Origin of the sequence: Glaesserella sp., assembly GCF_041817755.1 — a bacterium.
Classification (GTDB): Bacteria; Pseudomonadota; Gammaproteobacteria; order Enterobacterales; family Pasteurellaceae; genus Glaesserella.
Map to the genome: position 1 here is coordinate 37,527 of NZ_JBGYBX010000032.1, position 21,615 is coordinate 59,141.

Annotated in this window: 23 protein-coding genes and 2 tRNA genes; 8 read left to right on the top strand and 17 right to left on the bottom strand. The window is 44.9% G+C overall.

The features are described 5' to 3' along the window. Positions 1 to 6: 6 nt before the first annotated feature. Together dtd and ACEYKX_RS04055 are read right to left on the bottom strand one after the other, a co-directional pair. Complete coding sequence (dtd, locus tag ACEYKX_RS04050) at positions 7 to 441, bottom strand: D-aminoacyl-tRNA deacylase (protein ID WP_373767207.1); 435 nt, start codon at positions 439 to 441, stop codon at positions 7 to 9. Further along, entirely contained in the window at positions 438 to 1,286 is an 849-nt protein-coding gene (locus ACEYKX_RS04055) for a virulence factor BrkB family protein (protein WP_373767208.1), read from the bottom strand. The genes dtd and ACEYKX_RS04055 overlap by 4 nt, the downstream gene beginning before the upstream one ends. Positions 1,287 to 1,423: 137 nt before the next feature. On the opposite strand from ACEYKX_RS04055, the gene vapB reads away from it, so the two are divergent. Together vapB and vapC are read left to right on the top strand one after the other, a co-directional pair. After that, positions 1,424 to 1,654: a type II toxin-antitoxin system VapB family antitoxin gene (vapB, locus tag ACEYKX_RS04060; RefSeq protein WP_373767209.1), complete on the top strand. Its 231-nt coding sequence runs from the start codon at positions 1,424 to 1,426 to the stop codon at positions 1,652 to 1,654. Continuing rightward, positions 1,654 to 2,052: a tRNA(fMet)-specific endonuclease VapC gene (gene vapC, locus ACEYKX_RS04065; RefSeq protein ID WP_373767210.1), complete on the top strand. Its 399-nt coding sequence runs from the start codon at positions 1,654 to 1,656 to the stop codon at positions 2,050 to 2,052. The genes vapB and vapC overlap by 1 nt, the downstream gene beginning before the upstream one ends. A gap of 85 nt (positions 2,053 to 2,137) precedes the next feature. Here the strand turns inward: vapC and proA are convergent, their stop codons facing one another. Continuing rightward, positions 2,138 to 3,388 carry a glutamate-5-semialdehyde dehydrogenase gene (gene proA, locus ACEYKX_RS04070; RefSeq protein ID WP_373767211.1) on the bottom strand — a complete coding sequence of 417 codons (1,251 nt, stop codon included), beginning with the start codon at positions 3,386 to 3,388 and terminating at the stop codon, positions 2,138 to 2,140. Positions 3,389 to 3,486: 98 nt separating this feature from the next. On the opposite strand from proA, the gene mutL reads away from it, so the two are divergent. The 3 genes from mutL (at position 3,487) to glnA (ending at position 7,915) form a co-directional block, all read left to right on the top strand. Further along, a complete protein-coding gene (gene mutL, locus ACEYKX_RS04075; RefSeq protein ID WP_373767212.1) occupies positions 3,487 to 5,340 on the top strand; it encodes a DNA mismatch repair endonuclease MutL in 1,854 nt (617 codons plus the stop codon). A 128-nt stretch (positions 5,341 to 5,468) separates the two neighbouring features. Continuing rightward, a complete protein-coding gene (cpdA, locus tag ACEYKX_RS04080) occupies positions 5,469 to 6,296 on the top strand; it encodes a 3',5'-cyclic-AMP phosphodiesterase (RefSeq protein WP_373767213.1) in 828 nt (275 codons plus the stop codon). 191 nt (positions 6,297 to 6,487) lie between these two features. Beyond that, a complete protein-coding gene (gene glnA, locus ACEYKX_RS04085) occupies positions 6,488 to 7,915 on the top strand; it encodes a type I glutamate--ammonia ligase (protein WP_373767214.1) in 1,428 nt (475 codons plus the stop codon). 45 nt (positions 7,916 to 7,960) lie between these two features. On the opposite strand, the gene corA is transcribed toward glnA, so the two are convergent. After that, positions 7,961 to 8,926: a magnesium/cobalt transporter CorA gene (gene corA / locus ACEYKX_RS04090; protein ID WP_373767215.1), complete on the bottom strand. Its 966-nt coding sequence runs from the start codon at positions 8,924 to 8,926 to the stop codon at positions 7,961 to 7,963. A gap of 142 nt (positions 8,927 to 9,068) precedes the next feature. Between corA and ACEYKX_RS04095 the strand changes: the two genes are divergently transcribed. Next, positions 9,069 to 9,227, top strand: coding sequence for a hypothetical protein (locus tag ACEYKX_RS04095; protein WP_373767216.1), 159 nt, complete (start codon positions 9,069 to 9,071; stop codon positions 9,225 to 9,227). Here ACEYKX_RS04095 and hemB read toward each other — a convergent pair. The 4 genes from hemB to tatA all read right to left on the bottom strand — a co-directional run bounded on the left by hemB (position 9,224) and on the right by tatA (position 11,862). Further along, entirely contained in the window at positions 9,224 to 10,249 is a 1,026-nt protein-coding gene (gene hemB / locus ACEYKX_RS04100; RefSeq protein WP_373767217.1) for a porphobilinogen synthase, read from the bottom strand. The genes ACEYKX_RS04095 and hemB overlap by 4 nt on opposite strands. Positions 10,250 to 10,322: 73 nt before the next feature. Next, positions 10,323 to 11,072, bottom strand: a complete 750-nt coding sequence (gene tatC / locus ACEYKX_RS04105; RefSeq protein WP_373767218.1) for a twin-arginine translocase subunit TatC — start codon at positions 11,070 to 11,072, stop codon at positions 10,323 to 10,325. Then, positions 11,062 to 11,634 (bottom strand): Sec-independent protein translocase protein TatB, encoded by a 573-nt coding sequence (tatB, locus tag ACEYKX_RS04110; protein ID WP_373767219.1) that lies wholly within the window; start codon positions 11,632 to 11,634, stop codon positions 11,062 to 11,064. Before tatB ends, tatC begins: the two co-directional genes overlap by 11 nt. A 3-nt stretch (positions 11,635 to 11,637) precedes the next feature. Beyond that, positions 11,638 to 11,862 carry a Sec-independent protein translocase subunit TatA gene (tatA, locus tag ACEYKX_RS04115; RefSeq protein ID WP_373767220.1) on the bottom strand — a complete coding sequence of 75 codons (225 nt, stop codon included), beginning with the start codon at positions 11,860 to 11,862 and terminating at the stop codon, positions 11,638 to 11,640. A 343-nt stretch (positions 11,863 to 12,205) separates the two neighbouring features. Here tatA and prfC point away from each other — a divergent pair, with 343 nt between their 5' ends. Together prfC and rlmB are read left to right on the top strand one after the other, a co-directional pair. Beyond that, positions 12,206 to 13,795 carry a peptide chain release factor 3 gene (gene prfC, locus ACEYKX_RS04120; protein ID WP_373767221.1) on the top strand — a complete coding sequence of 530 codons (1,590 nt, stop codon included), beginning with the start codon at positions 12,206 to 12,208 and terminating at the stop codon, positions 13,793 to 13,795. Positions 13,796 to 14,040: 245 nt separating this feature from the next. Continuing rightward, entirely contained in the window at positions 14,041 to 14,787 is a 747-nt protein-coding gene (rlmB, locus tag ACEYKX_RS04125; RefSeq protein ID WP_373767222.1) for a 23S rRNA (guanosine(2251)-2'-O)-methyltransferase RlmB, read from the top strand. Between the two features lie 99 nt (positions 14,788 to 14,886). Here the strand turns inward: rlmB and ACEYKX_RS04130 are convergent. The 9 genes from ACEYKX_RS04130 to radC all read right to left on the bottom strand — a co-directional run bounded on the left by ACEYKX_RS04130 (position 14,887) and on the right by radC (position 21,469). Beyond that, positions 14,887 to 14,976, bottom strand: a tRNA-Ser gene (locus ACEYKX_RS04130). A gap of 80 nt (positions 14,977 to 15,056) precedes the next feature. After that, positions 15,057 to 15,146: transfer RNA gene (locus ACEYKX_RS04135), tRNA-Ser, on the bottom strand. A 92-nt stretch (positions 15,147 to 15,238) separates the two neighbouring features. Then, a complete protein-coding gene (gene trmA / locus ACEYKX_RS04140) occupies positions 15,239 to 16,333 on the bottom strand; it encodes a tRNA (uridine(54)-C5)-methyltransferase TrmA (RefSeq protein WP_373767223.1) in 1,095 nt (364 codons plus the stop codon). Between the two features lie 57 nt (positions 16,334 to 16,390). Further along, the gene (locus ACEYKX_RS04145) at positions 16,391 to 16,720 is read right to left on the bottom strand and encodes a DUF413 domain-containing protein (RefSeq protein ID WP_373767224.1); all 330 of its coding nucleotides are present in this window, start codon (positions 16,718 to 16,720) and stop codon (positions 16,391 to 16,393) included. Between the two features lie 155 nt (positions 16,721 to 16,875). Next, positions 16,876 to 18,408, bottom strand: a complete 1,533-nt coding sequence (locus tag ACEYKX_RS04150) for an aspartate aminotransferase family protein (protein ID WP_373767225.1) — start codon at positions 18,406 to 18,408, stop codon at positions 16,876 to 16,878. A gap of 118 nt (positions 18,409 to 18,526) precedes the next feature. Then, positions 18,527 to 19,891: a diaminobutyrate--2-oxoglutarate transaminase gene (locus tag ACEYKX_RS04155; protein ID WP_373767226.1), complete on the bottom strand. Its 1,365-nt coding sequence runs from the start codon at positions 19,889 to 19,891 to the stop codon at positions 18,527 to 18,529. Positions 19,892 to 20,208: 317 nt separating this feature from the next. Then, the gene (gene rpmG / locus ACEYKX_RS04160) at positions 20,209 to 20,379 is read right to left on the bottom strand and encodes a 50S ribosomal protein L33 (protein WP_005624479.1); all 171 of its coding nucleotides are present in this window, start codon (positions 20,377 to 20,379) and stop codon (positions 20,209 to 20,211) included. A gap of 11 nt (positions 20,380 to 20,390) precedes the next feature. Further along, positions 20,391 to 20,627, bottom strand: coding sequence for a 50S ribosomal protein L28 (gene rpmB, locus ACEYKX_RS04165; protein WP_373767227.1), 237 nt, complete (start codon positions 20,625 to 20,627; stop codon positions 20,391 to 20,393). Between the two features lie 125 nt (positions 20,628 to 20,752). Next, positions 20,753 to 21,469 (bottom strand): DNA repair protein RadC, encoded by a 717-nt coding sequence (gene radC, locus ACEYKX_RS04170; protein WP_373767228.1) that lies wholly within the window; start codon positions 21,467 to 21,469, stop codon positions 20,753 to 20,755. Positions 21,470 to 21,615 lie beyond the last annotated feature (146 nt).

A 21,615-nucleotide genomic window follows, 5' to 3' on the forward strand; every position in this document is an offset into this window, starting at 1 on the left:
CCGTGCCTATACTTGTAGCCAAAAGGTGACAGGCCCATCGTTCTGTAAGCTGACCTGCATATCGGCGGCAAACTGTCCCGTTTGGGTATGGATTTTGAGTGCCGCTTGTTGATGAAAATAGTCGTAAAGTGTTTGAGCGAGTACTGGAGTTGCCCCACGAGAGAAACTCGGGCGTAAGCCTTTTTGGGTATCGGCGGCAAGGGTAAATTGGGACACGACTAATAAACTTCCCCCTGCTTGCTGAACGTTTAGGTTCATTTTGCCTTGTTCATCGGCAAAGATACGATAGTTCAAGACTTTTTCCAGTAAGCGATCTGCCTTAGCCTGATCGTCACCTTGCTCAACACCTAATAATACTAATAGTCCCGTTGAAATTTCGCCGACCGTTTGGTTATCCACTTCCACTTTCGCCCATTTTACTCGTTGAATTAATCCGATCATGTTGTACTTTCCTCTAGGGGGTTGGCAAGTTCACCGCGTTTAATCATCCCCATATCTTTCAATACCGAGGCAAATTGCCCGCCAAGTAACACCACATTCCAACTTAAATGAATCCACACCATCATGATCGGAATCGTTGCCAGCGCCCCGTAAATCGCCTGATACGACGGAAACGTCGTGATATACCACACAAACGCTTGTTTACCGAGGGTAAAAAATAATCCGGCAAACAGCGCACCGATGGCGGCATGTTTAAAATTCACTCTCGTATTCGGTACGATCCAATAGACCAAAGCAAACATCAGCCATGTCAGCAAAAACGGTACGAATTTCAATAAATGGTAGCCCAGCGAAAACACGCTTTCACGGTTAAACAGTTGTAATGAAAAAATATAAGAACTCACTGCAATACTGGCACCGGCTAAAATCGGTCCTAAAATAAGCACAATCAAGTAAATGCCGAATGACCATACCATAGAGCGTTGTTTGGTATTATGCCAAATTTCATTCAAGGCATTGTCAATACTGGAAATCAACAATACGGCAACCACCACTAACCCCGCGATGCTGATCATCCCCATTTTTTTCGAGTTTTCCACAAACAGATCAAGATACTGCTGTACCATATCGCTGGCGCTCGGTGCAAAGTTGTCGTAGACCAGTTCTTTTAACTGTGCGGTCGCCTGCTCGAAAACCGGTAATAGCGTAAACACCGAAAACACTACCATAATCAGTGGGACAATAGACAATAACGAGGTATACGTCAGATAACCGGCATAAACCGAAATTCGGTTTTGCTGAAAGCGGTGGATAAAGAGTTTAAAAAAGAAGAGAAGATTTGTCATATGATTTCCCCTTGAAGTGGAGAAGTTTAGCATAGCTTAATGGCTTGTGGCACATTCAGTTGGGGTTTTGTCTGCTTGTATTTTTATTGTTCAAAGTATACACTTGTGCTATACACTACAATTTATGGAGAATTAATATGGAAGCATCTGTATTTATCACAAATCGCACCCAAGCGGTGAGATTGCCAGCAGAAATGCGTTTTGCAAATGATGTGAAAAGAGTATCTGTGCGAGCTATAGGCAATGAACGTATCCTAACGCCTATTAATCATCACTGGGATAGTTTTTTCTTGGGAGGAGCTAAGGTTAGTGATGATTTTATGGCAGAGAGAGAAATCAGTGTTCAGCCAGAACGTGAGGAATTTTAATGCTCACTTATATGCTTGATACCAATATCGTGATTTATGTCATCAAACGTAGACCGCTTGAGATACTAGAGAAATTTAACCAAAATGCAGCTCGGCTTTGTGTTAGTAGCATCACTGTGGCAGAACTGTATTATGGGGCAGAGAAAAGCCAATTTCCTGAACAAAACCTTGCAGTCATTGAAGACTTTTTATCTCGATTAACGATTTTAGATTACACGAATAAAGCCGCCGCCCATTTTGGCAATATCAAAGCAAATCTAACGAAACAAGGCAAAATGATTGGTGAAAATGATCTTCATATTGCCGCACATTCAAGAAGTGAAGGGCTAATACTTGTCACAAATAATTTGCGAGAATTTGAGCGTGTCGAAGGGCTACGTTTAGCTAATTGGGTGTGAGTTTGATTTTAACCAGTAGTCAATTTTTTAATAGAAAATGGTAGGGACGCCACGCTTAGCCTCCCTAATTTTGCATTTCAAGAGGCTATTCTCTCGTCAAATAATCCCCTTCACACACCCATTTATAGGTCGTGAGTGCTTCTAGCCCCATAGGTCCACGGGCGTGTAGTTTTTGGGTGCTGACCGCCACTTCTGCCCCTAAACCAAATTGTGCCCCGTCGGTAAAACGAGTGCTGGCGTTGATATATACCGCCGCCGCATCGACTTGTTGAACGAACTGGCGAGCCAGAGCATAGTTACCGGTTAAGATCCCTTCGGAGTGTTGGCTACCATAGGTACGAATATGCTCAATCGCTTGCTGAATACCATCTACAACCACCACACTTAAGTCTAACGACAGCCACTCTTGGTGTAATTTCGCTTGATCAAGCGGTCTGATTTGCGGATTTTTTTGCAGATCTTCAGAAAAATCATCGCTATGCAATGTCACTTTCAATTGGCAAAGATGTTCCGCAAGTTTCGGTAAAAACTGATCTGCAATCGCCTTATCGACCAACAAGGTTTCTAGGGTGTTACAAGTACTTGGGCGTTGGGTTTTCGCATTGGCAATCACATTCAGCGAACGCTCTAAATCCGCACTGGCTTCCACATACAGGTGACACACTCCGATACCACCGACAATCACAGGGATAGTCGAGTTTTCTTTGCAGAACTGATGTAAACCCGCTCCACCACGCGGAATAACCATATCAATGTATTGATCCAACTTGAGCAATTCGAGCAATAAAGCACGGTCAGGATCGGTGACGGCTTGCACGGCTAATTTCGGTAAGCCAGCCTGCTCTAGGGCAGATTGTACGACTTCAACCAAAATCGCATTGGTAAATTTCGTTTCTTTACCGCCTCTTAAAATCACCGCATTGCCTGTTTTCAAACAGAGCGAAGCAACATCAATGGTCACATTCGGACGAGCTTCGTAAATGGTCAAAATCACCCCTAACGGCACTCGTTGGCGTTCGATTTTCAACCCGCTATCCAACACACCGCCGTCAATTACCTGCCCGACAGGATCGGCAAGGCTTGCCACATTCCGCACATCATTTGCAATCCCACGAATACGCTCAGGTGTTAGCAACAAGCGGTCGATTATCGCCTCTGAAATCCCTTGCGACTTGGCATAATCAATATCCTTCGCATTGACCGCTAAAATCTCCTCGGTACACTGTTCCAACGCATCGGCAATGGCGAATAGGGCTTGGCTCTTTTGAACATTGCCAAACTGTGCTAACTCAACGCTCGCTTGTTTGGCTAGTTTTGCAATTTCAATCATTGTCATAAGAAATTCTCATCAAAAAAATAATGGCGATTGTAGCACAGCTTGAAATTTTTTTAGGGGGTGAAATGTGCTAAAGTAATATTATTGATTTTTAACCTATGAATGATGAGCCAATGAAGCCTTTAATCCAAATCCTACCCCCCCAACTCGCCAACCAAATTGCCGCAGGTGAAGTGGTAGAGCGTCCTGCGTCTGTGGTTAAAGAGTTGGTGGAGAATAGTTTGGACGCAGGGGCGACACAAATTCAGATCGATATTGAGAAAGGCGGATCGCAGTTGATCCGTATTCGGGATAACGGCTGTGGAATAGGCAAACAAGATCTTGCCTTAGCTTTGGCTCGTCACGCCACCAGTAAAATTGCAACGCTTGAAGATCTGGAAAGTATTTTGAGTCTTGGCTTTCGTGGCGAAGCCTTAGCCAGTATCAGCTCGGTGTCCCGTTTAACGCTCACTTCTCGCCCCGAATATCAGGCAGAAGCGTGGCAAGCCTATGCACAAGGGCGTGAAATGGAGGTTGAAATCAAGCCTGCTTCTCACCCTGTCGGCACGACTATTGAAGTGGCTAACTTGTTCTTCAATACCCCTGCCCGTCGTAAATTTTTGCGTACCGATAAAACGGAATTTGCCCATATTGATGAAGTGGTTCGCCGTATTGCATTGGCAAAACCGAATGTGACTTTTACGCTGACCCATAATGAGAAAAAAGTGCGTTACTACAAAGCGGTGGCGACACAACAGCTTGAACAGCAACAAAAACGGGTTGCAACGATTTGCGGTGATGAGTTTATTCAGCAATCGGTACATATTGATTGGCAACACGACGATCTACATATTTACGGCTGGGTCGGCTCGCCAAGTTTAGCGAGAGTGCAAAACGATCTCTGTTACAGCTATGTCAATGGGCGAATGATGCGAGATAAAACGATCAACCACGCTATTCGCCAAGCCTATGGGGAACGGTTGCCGAAGGATCATTACCCTGCCTTTGTGCTATTTTTAGATCTTGACCCGAGCCACGTTGATGTCAATGTTCACCCGGCAAAACACGAAGTGCGTTTTCATCAAAGTCGCTTAGTCCACGATTTCATCTACCAAGGTGTCCTAAACGCCCTTGAAGATCAACATCATTTACCGCTGACAACGAATGTCAGTGAAGCATTGCCGAATTATATTGCCGACACCAACCGTGTGGCTTCGGGGCAGAATATTTTTGCTCACCACTATCGTGAGCCAAGTTCGACTTCATCAACTTACAGCGAACGTCCGAATTACAACCACTCTCGTTCATCAGGGGTAAGCAAAAGCGAACAGAAGTGGTATGGCGAGTTGCTTTCCACATCGCCTATACAAGACTATAAGCGGTCAGAACCCGTTCAAAATTTGCCAAAAACAACCAAGATCACACCGCTTGTTGAAGCGATAGCCGAGCCGGTCACACCCTATGCTCAAGCCTTAGCGGTAGTGAAACAGAAAGCCTTGTTGATGAAACAGGGCGAAACCTTTTATCTGCTTTCCCTTGAAAAATTGGCTCAATTAAAACTACACGCTGAGTTAGCTAAAAGGGAAAATCAAGCTCTGTTGATCCCGTTGAGTTTAACCCTTGATGAACAGCAAACAGCGTCTTGGCAACAACTACAAACCGCTTTGCCAGACTTGGGTTTTGATATTCAAACAAAACAGTGGCAAGGGCAAACTCGCCTTACCATTCAAAAAGTCCCAACTTGTTTACGTGAACAAAATCTGCAACAACTGCTGTTTAGTCTATTCAATCAACAAGCGGTCGATTGTGCCGAATTTTTTGCAAAAAATACGACTTATCCTACCGCTTGCAGTTTGAGCGAAGCAGTAGCGTTATTGGCGGAAGTCGAACAATTGCCGAAAGGAAAACACATGTTGGAAAAATTCAGGATCGAGGTCGATTTTGCACAATATATCGACAATCTTGCTGTGTAAAACGATTTCATAAACGTAAATTTCGCATAAAAATGTGGAGTACTCCGCATTTTTTCATTTTGCTTGCTGACAATATTGACTAAATCGGTAGAGTATCATCCGTTTTACAATTTTTCTGAGCAACATCTATGGAAGAAGCTTATACATTAACCCCTGAAACGTCTACCGTTCGGATTCTCCACATTACCGATCCGCATTTATTTGCCTCAGACGGCGGTCAATTGCTCGGCATCAATACCACACAGAGCTTTCAAGCCGTACTGGATGCTATCGGTCAAACGGATTTCAATTATGATATTGTGCTCGCAACCGGCGATTTAGTCCAAGATCATAATCGGGAAGCGTATCATCGTTTCGCTCAAATGGTGAAACCGCTGCAAAAGCCGATCTTTTGGGTAGAAGGAAACCATGACATTCAACCGCAAATGCGTAATGCCTTGGCGATGTATTCGCAAATTCAACCCGCCAAACAGATTCTCGCCGGTGAAAAATGGCAGCTGATTTTATTGGACACGCAAGTTTACGGCGTGCCACGCGGTGCGCTCAGCTATGCGCAATTGACGTTTCTCTATTCGGCATTATCCGCACATCCCGATCGTTACGCACTCATTGTCTTTCACCATAATGTGTTACCGACCAACTCCGCTTGGTTGGATCAGCACAGCTTATCGAATACGCATGAATTGGCGAAAGTACTGACCCGCTTTAAGCATGTCAAAGCCGTTTTACACGGGCATATTCATCAGGAAGTGGATCGTATGTGGTACGACTATCGCATCTTGGCCACGCCCTCTACCTGCATTCAGTTTAAACCGAACCATAATGAATTTACCTTAGACGATGTGCCGCCCGGCTGGCGCGAACTCCTTTTATTACCGGACGGTTCGATTGAAACTACCGTCAAGCGGTTAGATTGCCACGATTTTTTACCGAATTTTAAAGCAAAGGGTTATTAAGCTTCGGGCAATGCATTTGGTAAAATAATCGCCTAAACCGACCGCTTGTTTGAAATATTTGCGTGATTTTGGCAAATTTATGTAAATTTTCCCATCGGCTATATTTCATTTTTCGGAAATCAAGTATCTTTCTTGTTTCGCAAATAGGTATTGCGAAAGTGCATCTTATTTCTGATTCAAGGATCCTATTTATGTCAAACACCAATGCGATCGCCAATGTGGCAAAGCTGATTCGTGATAACGATATCAAATTCGTCTTGTTAAAATTTACCGATATTAAAGGCAAAGAACACGGTGTGTCACTACCGGTCTCTCTTGTCGCCGATGATTTGGAAGATTTATTCGAAGACGGCAAAATGTTCGACGGCTCCTCCGTCGAAGGTTGGCGGGCAATTAATAAAGCCGATATGCTGTTAATGCCCATCCCCGAAACCGCCGTTGTAGACCCCTTCGCCCGTATCCCGACCCTCACCCTCCGCTGCAGTATCTTCGACCCGAACACCATGCAAAGCTATGATCGCGATCCACGCTCGATTGCCATTCGTGCCGAAAACTATCTGAAATCCACCGGCATTGCGGACAGCGTGATGTTTGGTCCTGAACCGGAGTTTTTCTTATTTGACGACGTACGTTTCAGCACCGAAATGAATAATGTTTCCTACCATATCGATGACATTGAAGCGGCGTGGAATACCAACCGCAAATACGAAGACGGCAATACCGCCTATCGTCCGTTGAAAAAAGGCGGTTACTGCGCCGTTGCGCCGATTGACACCGCACACGACATCCGCTCTGAAATGTGCTTAATTTTAGAAGAAATGGGCCTGGTCATTGAAGCGCACCACCATGAAGTCGCCACCGCCGGACAAAACGAAATCGCTACGAAATTCAATAGTTTAACCTTAAAAGCCGACGAGACCCAAATTTACAAATATGTAGTACAAAACGTAGCGCTTGAGCACGGCAAAACCGCCTGCTTTATGCCGAAACCATTCGCCGGCGATAACGGCTCGGGTATGCACTGTAACATGTCGTTAAGCAAAGACGGAAAAAACGTGTTTATGGGCGATAAATACGCCGGCTTATCGGAAACCGCACTTTATTATATCGGCGGTATCATCAAACATGCCAAAGCCTTAAACGCCTTTACCAACCCAAGCACAAACTCCTATAAACGTTTGGTGCCGGGTTTTGAAGCACCGGTCTTGTTAGCCTATTCGGCAAGTAACCGCTCTGCATCCATCCGCATTCCTGCGGTAACCAGTCCGAAAGCCACCCGTGTTGAAGCGCGCTTCCCGGATCCGCTCGCCAACCCGTATTTATGTTTCGCCGCCTTATTAATGGCGGGCTTAGACGGTGTGATCAATAAAATCCACCCGGGCGATGCGATGGATAAAAACCTCTATGACCTACCGCCTGAAGAGTTAAAAGATATCCCGGCGGTTTCAAGTTCATTAGAAGAAGCGTTGGATAACTTGGAAAAAGATTATGAATTCTTAACCCAAGGCGGCGTATTCAGTAAAGAGTTTATCGAGGCTTACATTACAATCCGCCGTAAAGAAGTGGAACGTTTGAATATGACACCGCACCCGGTAGAATTTGAAATGTATTACGCTTAACGCCAATAAAAAAGCACCTTGCGGTGCTTTTTTATTGGCTGTGATTTACAACCAACCTTTGCGTTTAAAATAAATATACGGCGTAGCGGCGGCACAAATCATTAAACCGATCGCCATCGGATAGCCGTATTCAAATTTCAATTCCGGCATCACCTCAAAGTTCATCCCGTACGTCGAGGCAACCAGTGTTGCCGGTAAGAACATCACCGATACGACCGAGAAAAATTTCATAATGCGGTTCTGCTCGATATTGATAAAACCCATCGCCGCCTGCATGAGGAAATTGACTTTTTGGAACAGCGATTCATTATGCGGCTGAAGCGACTCAATATCGCGCATAATATCGCGCGCTTGTTCCAGCTGATTATTCGGCAAGCGGGTTTTACGCAGTAAAAAACTCAGCGCCCGTTGAGTATCCATCAAACATAAACGGACTTTTGAACTGGCATCTTCCAATTCGGTTAAGTCGGACAACGCATCATCGAAATTATGCGTACCTTTGTGTTGCTCTTCCTGACCGCTCAACACAACCCGGCTGAGTTTTTCCAAATCAGCGTAGATATTTTCAATGACATCGGCAAGTTGCTCGATTTTGGTTTCAAACAAATCCAACAACAATTCGTAAGCATTACCGTCAATCAATTTTGCCCGACGCGAACGCATGCGATACAAACGAAACGCCGGTAAATCCCGATCCCGCAGCGTAAACAAGCGTCCGTCACGAATGGTAAAACCGACGGTGGCAATGTCGGCATAATCGTCATCGTCCAAACAATAAAAGAAAGAATGCAGGTGCAAGCCGTCTTCATCTTCAAAAAAACGCGCCGAGGCTTCCAAATCTTCCAATTCATGCTCTTCGGCCAACGTTTGGTCTAAACGATGTTCCAATACGGTACGTTCTTCATCGGTCGGATCGACCAAATCAATCCAGATGGCGTCATTTAATTGGTCTTGAATCGTTTCATCCACACTGATTAAGCGATCGTTATTTAACGAAAAAGCTCTGATCATGTCATACTCCTAAACAATGGTATGAGGCGATGAACAAAAATGAACAAAGAATAAGATACTGACAGGGGTTACCGAAACTTGTCGGCAACCAAAAGAGACGGGCGGACAAGTAAGGTTAAACTAAAACTGATAAGTATCGACTGTGACTGTCCAAAATGCGTATCCTCAAGTAAAAAAACGGGCGAATGGTACAGATTTCGCACCGAATCGTCAAGAAAAAGCCGGGCTTTTTCTGATTCTACACAATACAAGCGGTGTGATGTTGCAAAAATTTTACAATATCACACCGCTTGTAGGCTAATCGGCGTGGCGCTCCGCATAAAGCCATTCGGCAACTTGTTTGGCAAAATAGGTCAGAATACCGTCGGCGCCGGCACGTTTAAAGCAAAGCAGTGATTCCATAATGCACTCTTTCTCTTTCAGCCAGCCGTTTTGAATCGCCGCCATATGCATGGCATATTCGCCCGATACTTGGTAAGCAAACGTCGGCACACTGAAGGTTTCTTTCACCCGATAAACCAAATCCAAATAAGGCATACCCGGCTTCACCATCACCATGTCCGCGCCCTCTTGAATATCGAGAGCCACTTCCTGCAACCCTTCGTCACCGTTCGCCGGATCGAGTTGGTAGGTTTTCTTATTTCCGCCTTTGAGATTGCCCGCAGAACCGACGGCATCACGGAACGGACCGTAATAATTCGAAGCATATTTTGCCGAATACGCCATGATTTGCGTATGAATAAAGCCGTTGGCTTCCAAGGCGGTGCGAATGGCGCCGATACGTCCGTCCATCATATCGCTCGGTGCAACGATATCCGCACCGGCTTGGGCATGCGATAATGCCTGTTTAACCAACACGTCGGTAGTAATATCATTGACCACATACCCCTCATCATCAATGATGCCGTCTTGTCCGTGAGTGGTGAACGGATCCAACGCCACATCGGTAATCACTCCAAGTTTGTCACCGAAAGCTTGTTTCAACGCCCGCACCGCGCGTTGTGCTAATCCGTTCGGATTATACGCTTCTTCCGCCGTCAGCGATTTTTTCGCGTCGCCGACCACCGGAAACAGGGCGATCGCCGGTACGCCGTATTTAACTAACAGCGCCGCATCGATCAATAGTTGATCAAGGGTTAAACGTTCGACACCGGGCATCGACGGTACGGCAATCCGCTGATTTTCCCCTTCAATGACAAAGACCGGATAAATCAGATCCGCCGCCGTTAATGTATTTTCCGCCACCAAACGACGGCTGAAATCATGTTTACGTAAACGACGCATGCGTCGTGTCGGAAAAGGTGATAAAAGATATTGGGTCATATTCAATTCCTATTTTGCAAAATATGTAAATAATCAACCCGCTTGTAAGCGGGTTGACAGGGTATGCTATGCGTTATGTTCGTGTTTCCGATTCGTTTTCATCGTCTTTCGGTGTGTAGAATCGAGACACAATCACGCCGACCTCGAATAACAAGCACATCGGCACCGCCAACAAGGTTTGCGAGAACACATCCGGCGGTGTCAGCAACATGCCGATAATAAACGCCGCCACAATAATGTAAGGACGTTTGGCGCGGAGATCGTCCGGCGTCGTCACGCCTGCCCAACAAAGCAGAATAATCGCAACCGGCACTTCAAAGCACACACCGAACGCCAAGAAAATGGTCAGTACGAAATCCAAGTAGCTGTTAATGTCCGTCGCCATCACCACGCCTTGCGGTGCTGTTGTCGTCAGGAAACCGAATATCAGCGGAAAGACGATGTAATAGGCAAAAAATACCCCTAAATAAAATAGCAACGTACTGGAGATCAATAACGGATACACCAAACGCTTTTCGCTTTTATACAACGCCGGCGCGACAAACGCCCATATTTGATAAAGAATATAGGGAACGGACAAAAATACGGCAACCACTGCCGTTAATTTAATCGGCGTAAAAAACGGTGTGACGACATTGGTCGCAATCATAGTGGCACCGGACGGCAAACGCTCCGTTAACGGTGATGCCAATAAGGTATAAATATCGTTTGCCCAATAGACCAACGCACAAAAAACCACCAAAACACAAATCACGGCTTTCAACAAACGGTTACGCAATTCGACCAAATGCGTGATAAGGGGTTGAGACTCTTCAACTGACATTCTGTTTATCCTGTTTTGGTTGAGGGTCAACAGAAGCAAGATCATCGTCAGGCGGATAGTATGCCATCAGTTTTTCTTCATCTGCTTCGGCAAGTTCAGCGATTTCAGCCTCCGAAAGTTGAGGTTCTGTCGTTTCTACATCAACAAGCGGTGCGTTTGACTCGGAATTTTGCAAATTTCCCGACGCTAACGTTTGGCTTTCCTGCTCTATTTTGTTTTGAATTTCGGCAACTTGTTCTTCCGTAAGGTGCTGAATATCACTTTTGGCCGAGGTCAAATCCGCTTGCATTTTTTGCGCCGATTGTTTGAGTTCTTCCACGGTTTTACTTAATTCCGGTGAAAGTTTGCTTAAGTTCAACGCTTCGGCTTTTTTGATACTTTCCTGCAATTCCTGCAATTTCAGCTCTTGCGCCAATTCGTTTTGTACGTTTGCCGCCAATCCTCGAATAGTACGAACCCAGCCCATCACCGTACGAATGGCGATCGGCAAGCGTTTCGGCCCTAACACCACCAAGCCCACGATAAACACGAGGACTAATTCGGAAAAACCAATATCAAACACGGATTATGCCTGCTCTTTGTCTTTTGCTTTTTGTTCGCCCGATTCCGCTTGCTTTTGTTCTACTTTTTCAAATTCGGCATCTTTCGGTTTATCGTCGCTCATCGCTTTTTTGAAACCTTTCACCGATTCCCCCAAATCCGAACCGAGGGTACGCAATTTTTTCGTACCGAACAATAAAACGATAATTGCCACGACAATCAGCAGTTGCCAAATACTAATACCACCCATAGTGTTACCTCTTAGAATAAATAAAATAAAAAAATCTGCATGATTATACGTGTTTTCCGAGACGAAAACACGAATTTTGTCTCATGGTTGCGCCTATAGTTACACAGTTCCGTTGAATAAAAAAGAAGTAATGCTTCAAAATGCGTAAAAGATCACATTATTTTGCTTCATAAAATCCGTTTTGGTGCGCTTCTCGATAACGCTCTTTCACTCGCTTTCACAACAAGCGGTCAGTTTCGTGAAATATTTTGCAAATCCCCGTATAAATCGGTTTTCATAGTTGTGATAACCCGTATTTTCGGGGAAAATACCCGCCATTTTTGAAACAGAAAACGAGAATAGAATGTCATTAAATAACTACCCTCAAGAAGTGAATAAACGCAGAACCTTTGCGATTATTTCTCACCCCGATGCCGGTAAAACCACCATCACCGAAAAAGTGTTACTTTACGGAAACGCCATTCAAACCGCAGGTTCGGTAAAAGGCAAAGGCTCACAAGCTCACGCCAAATCCGACTGGATGGAAATGGAAAAGCAACGTGGGATTTCGATTACCACCTCCGTAATGCAGTTCCCTTACAATGATTGCTTGGTGAACCTCCTTGACACCCCAGGACACGAAGACTTCTCGGAAGATACCTATCGCACCTTAACGGCGGTGGACAGCTGTTTGATGGTGATCGACAGTGCCAAAGGGGTTGAAGAACGTACCATTAAATTGATGGAAGTCACCCGCTTGCGTGATACGCCGATTTTGACCTTTATGAACAAGCTCGACCGTGATATTCGTGATCCGATGGAACTGTTAGACGAAGTCGAGAACGTGTTGAAGATCAACTGTGCGCCGATCACGTGGCCGATTGGTTGCGGTAAGTTGTTCAAAGGGGTGTATCATCTCTATAAAGACGAAACCTATCTCTACCAAACAGGGCAAGGGCATACTATTCAGGAAGTGCGTATCGTCAAAGGGCTAAATAACCCCGAGTTAGACCAAGCCGTAGGCGATGATTTGGCTCAGCAACTGCGTGATGAATTAGAGCTTGTACAAGGGGCAAGCCACGAATTTGAACTGGACGCTTTCTTAAACGGCGAATTAACCCCTGTTTTCTTCGGTACGGCATTAGGTAACTTTGGGGTCGATCACTTCCTAGACGGCTTAACCGAATGGGCACCAGCGCCGCAAGCCCGTGAAGCTGATTTACGCAAAGTGGAAGCAAGCGAAGAAAAATTCAGCGGCTTTGTGTTCAAGATCCAAGCAAATATGGACCCAAAACACCGCGACCGTGTTGCCTTTATGCGTGTGGTATCGGGCAAATATGAAAAAGGCATGAAGCTCAAGCACGTTCGTATCGGCAAAGATGTGATCATTTCAGATGCCTTAACCTTTATGGCTGGCGACCGCTCCCACGCTGAAGAAGCCTATGCAGGCGATATTATCGGCTTACACAATCACGGCACGATCCAAATCGGCGATACCTTTACCCAAGGGGAAAACTTGAAGTTTACCGGTATCCCGAACTTCGCCCCTGAATTGTTCCGCCGTATCCGCTTAAAAGATCCGCTGAAGCAGAAACAGTTGCTTAAAGGTTTGGTACAACTATCGGAAGAAGGTGCGGTGCAAGTGTTCCGTCCGTTGATGAATAACGACTTAATCGTCGGTGCAGTCGGTGTACTTCAGTTTGATGTGGTGGTTTCACGCCTGAAAACCGAATATAACGTCGAAGCGATCTATGAAACCGTCAATGTGGCGACAGCCCGTTGGGTGGAATGCAAAGATGCGAAGAAGTTTGAAGAATTTAAACGCAAAAACGAGCAGAATTTAGCCTTAGACGGTGGCGATAACTTAACCTATATCGCTCCAACAATGGTAAATCTCAACTTGGCTCAAGAGCGTTATCCGGATGTGGAGTTCTTTAAAACGAGAGAGCATTAAAATTATTTTCTTCGTGAATTTATTCTGCCAAATCTCCCCTAACCCCTCTTTGCTAAAGAGGGGGACTGTTTCATAGGAAATTTAAATATCGAAGAACTTCAAAACGATATTAATTTGTCAAATGAATGAATAATTTTCTTCGATTTAATTCCCCTCTTTAGCAAAGAGGGGTTAGGGGAGATTTGGCAGCCTTAAAACACGAAGTGAGAGAAAACAATCAAAGTCTAATTTAACAAAATACTATTATGAGCGAACAAATCTACGGTATTCACGCCGTTAAATCCTTTTTAGATGTCGCACCCGAACGATTAATCGAAGTGTTTGTACTAAAAGGTCGTGAAGATAAACGATTAACCCCATTACTCAACGAACTGCAACGTTTGGGTATTCGAGTTCAACAAGTCAATCGTCAAGCTCTGGATAACAAAGCGCAAGGCGAAGTGCATCAAGGAATTATTGCCAAAGTCATTCCGGCCAAAGAGCTGAATGAAAGCGATCTTGACCAAATCTTAGATAATAAAGCGAATCCGTTCTTATTGATCTTAGACGGTGTGACCGATCCCCATAACTTAGGAGCTTGTTTGCGTACTGCCGATGCTGCAGGGGTTGATGCGGTGATTGTGCCAAAAGATAAATCGGCACAACTAACATCAACGGCTCGCAAAGTGGCTTGCGGTGCAGCGGAAACCGTGCCACTTATTCGCGTAACCAATCTTGCTCGTACTATGCGTGAGTTACAAGAACGTAATATTTGGATCGTCGGCACAGCTGGCGAAGCGACAGAAAGTCTATATCAGGTGAAATTAACCGGATCGATTGCGTTAGTGATGGGAGCAGAAGGGGACGGAATGCGTCGTCTTACTCGTGAACATTGTGATCAACTGGTGAGTATTCCAATGGCAGGCTCGGTATCGTCACTGAATGTATCCGTAGCGACAGGCGTGTGTTTGTTTGAGATTGTCAGACAGCAACTCGCCCGCCATATCCCATAATTTCCATAAAAAACCGATCAAGCGGTCGGTTTTCCCCAAAAATTTGCAAAATAGTCAACGGATCTGACCGCTTGTAAGCTGAGTAAAAGTAAGAAACAGTGGCGGAGGAAGTGAGATTCGAACTCACGGAGGGCGTTAACCCTCGCCGGTTTTCAAGACCGGTGCATTCAACCGCTCTGCCATTCCTCCGGGTTGAAAGCTATCACATTTTTAACGACGCTTGAGAGAGAAAACCTGCTGGCATTGCTGTCAACAGGTTCTGAATAAAGTGGCGGAGGAAGTGAGATTCGAACTCACGGAGGGCGTTAACCCTCGCCGGTTTTCAAGACCGGTGCATTCAACCGCTCTGCCATTCCTCCGCAATTGAAAACGAGCGAAATAATATCGGTAAGCGGGAATACGGTCAAGCACAAAATAGTCTAAACGTACTAAATGCTCTATTTTTCGTCATCTATACTTTACGAATCAACCACACGCCGCTTTCGATATGATCGGTATAGGGGAATTGATCAAACAGCGCACACCGCGCAATGCGGTGTGTACGGCTTAACTGTCGCAAATTATCCGCTAAAGTATGCGGATTACAGGAGATATAGAGAATCCGTTCGTAACCTTGCACCATATCAAGGGTCGCTTGATCCAGCCCCGCTCGCGGCGGATCGACCAAAATCGTATTACAATCGTACTGTTTTAAGTCAATGCCGCGCAAACGGTAGAATTCACGCACGCCGTTCATCGCTTCGGTAAACTCCTCCGCCGACATACGGATAATCTGCACATTCTGCACACCGTTCACCTCAATATTATATTGTGCCGATTCCACGGAGGATTTTGAAATTTCCGTCGCCAGCACCTTGCGGAACTGACTTGCCAATGCAATCGAAAAGTTACCGTTGCCGCAATAAAGTTCCAACAAATCACCGCGGCTGTTTGCCGTGCAACTTCTCGCCCATTCCAACATCTTGATGTTCATTTTGCCGTTCGGTTGGGTGAAACTGTTTTCCGTTTGATGATAATGATAGGCTTTGCCGTCGACCGTCAACACTTCTTCGACATAATCGCAATCTAAGGCGATTTTCTGTTTGGCGGCGCGACCGATTAGCCGAACATCAAAACCATAGCCGGTTAAACGCTGTTTGAGCCGTTCGGCTTGCTCAATCCACTCGTCCGTCAGCGGTTTATGATACAACATCGACACCGCAATCTGACCGCTGAGCGTACTTAAATAATCGATTTGGAACAGCTTACGGGTGAGCGCTTCATTACCTTTAATTTCCGCCAACAGCACCGTCATCATACGGTTTATCAATTGAGCGGCGATCGGAAACTGATCGACCCGATAACGCTGTTTACTCGTCGGATCGAACATAATGTGATAGAGATCGCCATTGTCATGCCAAACACGAAATTCCGCCCGCAGACGGAAATGACTCGTTTCTGACGCAAATACCTCAAGCTCAGGCGTGAAAAACGGCGCAAGTAACGCTCTCAAGCGATCGGCTTTTTTTGCAAGTAAATCCGGGTATTGATTGATGGGTAACGTCATGGAAATCGATGGTGGTTCAAAAAGAAATTCCCCTCTGAGAGGGGATTAACGGATTGATTATTCGCTATCGTCACTACTGCCGAGATCCGCACTGACATCTCCCGAAAGCGTATAAATACGTTTGGTTTTGCTGGTCAGCGTACGGTATTTCAACCAGGTTTTTTCCAAGAAAGTTTCCGCTTCTTTTTCGCCTTTTACCACGGCGACGAAATGTTTTTCTTCCGCCGTTGTCGCTTTACGTTCACCGTTTTCTAACGCCGAACATGCTTGACCAAACTGTTCTAACGTTTGCGATTCACGAATGGTGTAATCGCCGTGACGAGAGAAACCGCGCGGGTAATTTTTATCGTCAAAAAAGCGACGGGTTACGCTAAAACTTTCTGCCATAATATGCCTCTTATGCTATCTAAATTTTAAAATCAAAATCGGGGAAGCATTAAATCCAAATATCGGGAATAAATCAATGTTTTAATGCAAAAAGCGGTAAGATTTGCAAAATTTTTCGCAAATCCGACCGCTTGTAAACCGTAAATTCAGCCGAATTAATCAATCGCCGGCGTATATTCACCTTTCGCAATCGCATCTTTGATACGCTCTGCTTCACTCAAGACTTGAGCTAATAAAGCCTGAACGTTTTCTAAGGTCGCAATCGGGCTTAAGGTGGTCATTTTTAGTGATTGTACGTTGTTCACTTTGGTGACGCCGATATTCGCTTCGCCACGGGCAAAGAGTTCGTCTGCGACATTTTGGTTCAAGGTATCGACAAACTCTGCCGGGTAGCCTTGCGGTACAACACGGAACAACACGGAAGCGAATTGAGGTTCAACTAATAGCTCTAAACCATCGGTCGCTTTGATGTAGTCTGCAACGGCACGGGTCAATTTTACGCCGTGATCAATCATCGAACCATAGAGATTTTCACCAAGGGCTTCTACGGTAAACCATAATTTTAATGCGTCAAAACGACGGGTGGTTTGTAGTGATTTCGCCACTAAGTTTGGCACGCCGTGTTCTTCATCGTACTCTGAGTTGAGATAATCCGCTTTGTAGTCGATGTAGCGGTATTCGTTTTCATCTTTTAATAAAAACGCCCCACAAGAGATACTTTGGAAGAAGTGTTTGTGGAAATCAAGGGTGATTGAGTCGGTGAGTTCGATACCGTCTAGGAAGTGGCGATATTCATTGGATAGCAGTAATGCACCGCCCCACGCCGCATCAACGTGTAACCAAACACCGAATTTGTTGGTAATCGCACGAATGGCTTTGAGTGGATCGATCGCCCCTGCGTCCGTTGTGCCTGCTGTTGCCACAACGCAAGCCACAACTTTGCCTTCTAAATAAAGTTTGGCTAAGGTCGCTTCCAACACATTGGTGTCCATTTGAGCATTTTCATTGCACGGTACAGTTACAACAGATTGGAACCCCATTCCCATCATTGCCATATTTTTTTGCACAGAGAAGTGTGCGTTTTCTGAGCAAACCACTTTTACTTTTTGCATTGCATCAGGTGGAATACCGTCACGTTGCACCGACCATTCTGTACCGTCGGCATTTTTCCAGTGTTTTGCAATGCACGCATCACGAGCAAGTAATACGCCCATTAGGTTAGATTGCGTACCGCCAGAGGTGAAAACACCCGCTTGTCCTTTGCCGTAGCCTACTTTTTCACGCAACCACTCGATGAGTTGTACTTCCATTAATGAGCCTGCTGGGCTTTGATCCCAAGAGTCCATTGATTGATTGGTGGCATTGATTAATACTTCGGCGATTTGGCTGGTGACCATTGTTGGACAATGTAAGTGAGCCAAAGAGTGTGGGTGGTGTACTTTTAAACTTTTGTTGAGGAATAATTCAATTAAGCGATCTAGGGATTTAGCAACGCCTAAGCCTTCTTTTGATGGGGTAAAGGCAATTTCTGAGCGTAGCTGTTTAATGCTACCGCCCGTGTACATTTTTTCATTTTGTAGCCAGTTACTCACCGCTTGTACGGCAGTTTCCATTGAGCTTTGGTAGTCTGCAATGGATTGAGTGTCATTGCAGAATAGGGCTTGTTTGTGTTTTGAAATATCAGCCATTTTATATCTCATATTTTCGTAGGGGTGGGGTTTATCCCCACCCGTTGATACATATCGGGCGGGGATAAACCCCGCCCCTACATAAAAAATCAGATTTTGTTAAATTTGATTTTAATTGTTATCCACGCACTGCGTTCAATGCATCGGCAACCGATTTACTGAAACGTTTAATCATCTCTTCACATTCTGCTTGAGTGATGATTAATGGGCAAAGGATACGCACAACGTTACCGCCACGACCGCCACGCTCTAACAATAATTTGTTTTTAAAGCAGGCTTTTTGGATTTCCGCAGCAAGTCCGCCGTCAGCCGGGTAAGAACCGATACGATCTTGTGGCTGACGCTCATCAACAATTTCGATCCCCATCATCAAACCTTTACCACGAACGTTACCGATACACGGATATTGTTGTGCTAGTTTTTGCAATTCTGCTTTTAAGAATGCACCACGCTCTTCTGCGTTTTTCGCCAGATTTTGCTCACGCATAATTTTAAGTGACGCATAACCTGTTGCCATTGCTAATTGGTTGCCACGGAATGTACCTGTGTGTCCTGCTGGTTGCCAAGCGTCAAACTCTTTTTTGATCGCAAGCACAGCAAGCGGTAAGCTACCACCTACTGCTTTTGACATCACAACAACATCCGGCTCAATACCTGCGTGTTCAAAGGCAAACATTTTACCTGAACGACAGAACCCTGCTTGGACTTCATCTAAAATCAACACAATCCCGTGTTTTTTCGTTACTTCACGGATTTTTTGCAACCATTTCACTGGTGCGGTCACCACACCGCCTTCACCTTGAATTGCTTCAAGAATAACGGCAGCCGGTTTTACCACACCGCTTTCAACGTCTTCGATAAAGTTCTCAAAATAATAGGTTAAGGCATCAACACCTGCTTCACCACCGATACCCAACGGGCAACGGTATTCGTGCGGATATGGCATAAACTGTACGCCTGCCATTAAGTTTTGCACGGCATTTTTCGCGTTAAGGTTACCTGTCATTGAGAGTGAACCGTGGGTCATACCGTGATAGCCACCAGAGAATGCAATTACATTACCACGACCTGTATAGGTTTTCGCTAATTTGATTGCTGCTTCTGTGCCGTCCGCACCAGAAGGACCACAGAATTGTAAACGGTATTCACCTTTCGGGAAGAAAGAGAGTAGTTCTTCGGTAAAAGCATCTTTTAACGGCGTAGTTAAATCAAGGGTATGAAGCGGTAAGCCACTTGCTAATACATCCTGAATAGCCTGAATAACGGCAGGGTGATTGTGTCCGAGTGCTAAAGTACCTGCACCGGCCAAGCAATCTAAATATTCGTTACCTTCAACATCAGTGACCCAGCAACCTTGTGCTTTCGCAATCGCAAGCGGTAATTTACGCGGATAGCTACGCACATTGGATTCCATCTCATTTTGACGGGTTAAATAGTAGTCATTGGTTGCTTGATTGATCGGAGTTACAGGAGTTGTTGTCATTTGAAAATAGACCTTCTATAAGAGGTTAAAAAAATAAGTCGGGTGCCTTGCGGGAAGCCTAAGCTTTCTCATCCTGAGAGATAAGATGCCATGGGGCATTTGACTCGCTACTTATTAAAAAAAGCGTTTCAGCTTTTTTGTTTTTGCCCTATTCGTTCCCCAAAGGACAGGGATAGGTTGGAAACAACGACTTAAACATAGAGCTATATTTAAGGACGGCACATACTACCCCTTTTTTTCAGAAAGGGAAGCCTCTTTACATAAAAAAAGAAAATAAAAAAACCCGGCATTTACCGGGTTTTAGCGTCAAAAGCAAATTATTTGATTTTTGCTTCTTTATAAACAACGTGTTTACGCACAACCGGATCAAATTTTTTGATTTCCATTTTTTCCGGCATATTACGTTTGTTTTTCGTTGTGGTGTAGAAGTGACCAGTTTCAGCGGTAGAAACTAATTTGATCTTTTCGCGATTACCTTTAGCTGCCATTTGTTAGCTCCTTAGATTTTTTCGCCACGAGCACGGATTTCAGCTAATACTGCATCGATGCCTTTTTTATCAATAATACGCATACCTTTCGCGGTTAAACGTAAAGTTACGAAACGGTTTTCGCTCTCAACCCAGAAACGGTGAGTTTGAAGATTTGGAAGAAAACGACGTTTAGTCGCATTCATTGCGTGCGAACGGTTGTTACCAACAGCCGGACGCTTGCCTGTTACTTGACAGACTCTAGACATTTGAAATTCTCCGATATTACTTAAGCTTAAGCTAAATGGTTCGGGTGATCGGAAAGGCTCAACTCCATCCGACGACCTCGTCAGGTACATACACCCGACCCATAGACTATTTTAAAGACTGCGGATTATACTGACTTTAATTCATCTAAACAAGGGGAAAATTCGCTATTTTCCTGTTCAAACTTTTCTTCTTCGAATGAAAAATAATCACCTTTACCGACGATAATGTGATCGACAAAGCGAATATCCACCAAATCGCACGCCATTTCGATCTTTCTTGTTAAATAGCGATCCGCCTCACTCGGCGTGCAATTGCCCGAAGGATGGTTATGAGCCACCAAGATCGCCGCCGCATTACATTTTAAGGCTTCTTTGATCACTTCGCGCGGGTGAACGGAGGCTTGGTTAATCGTACCGTAGAACATTTTTTCGGTTTTAATCACACGATTTTGATTATCCAAAAAGATCACCATAAACACTTCTCTTTCCCAAGATTCCAACTCCGATTGAAAGTACATCACCGCCAAATAAGGTTGATCAATGGTTTCATTTGCTTGCATTTGTTGGGAAAGGTAACGTTTGGTCATCTCTTTTGTTGCTTGCAGTTGGATATATTGGGTTTGTCCCAACCCTTTGATTTGACAAAAATCTTCCAGTTTCGCTGATAACAAACCTCGTAAAGAACCGAAAACCGCTAAAACATTTTCGGACAGCTCCATGACCGGCAATCCTTTGATCCCCGTTCGTAAAAAGATCGCCAATAACTCGGTATCGCTTAATGCCTCCGCCCCAAACTGTAATAATTTTTCTCTCGGCATCAACTCGGCTGACGTCAATTTCATATTTTTTGCTCACTTAATCCATGGGATGATTAAGCATAAAAAATCTCTAACGCTTGACGCAAAAGGCTTTTCCCGTTTTTTCGACGATGTTCACAAAAATAGGGCGTTGTGAGTGAGTGCCTATTTGCGTAGAATAGCCGAATTTG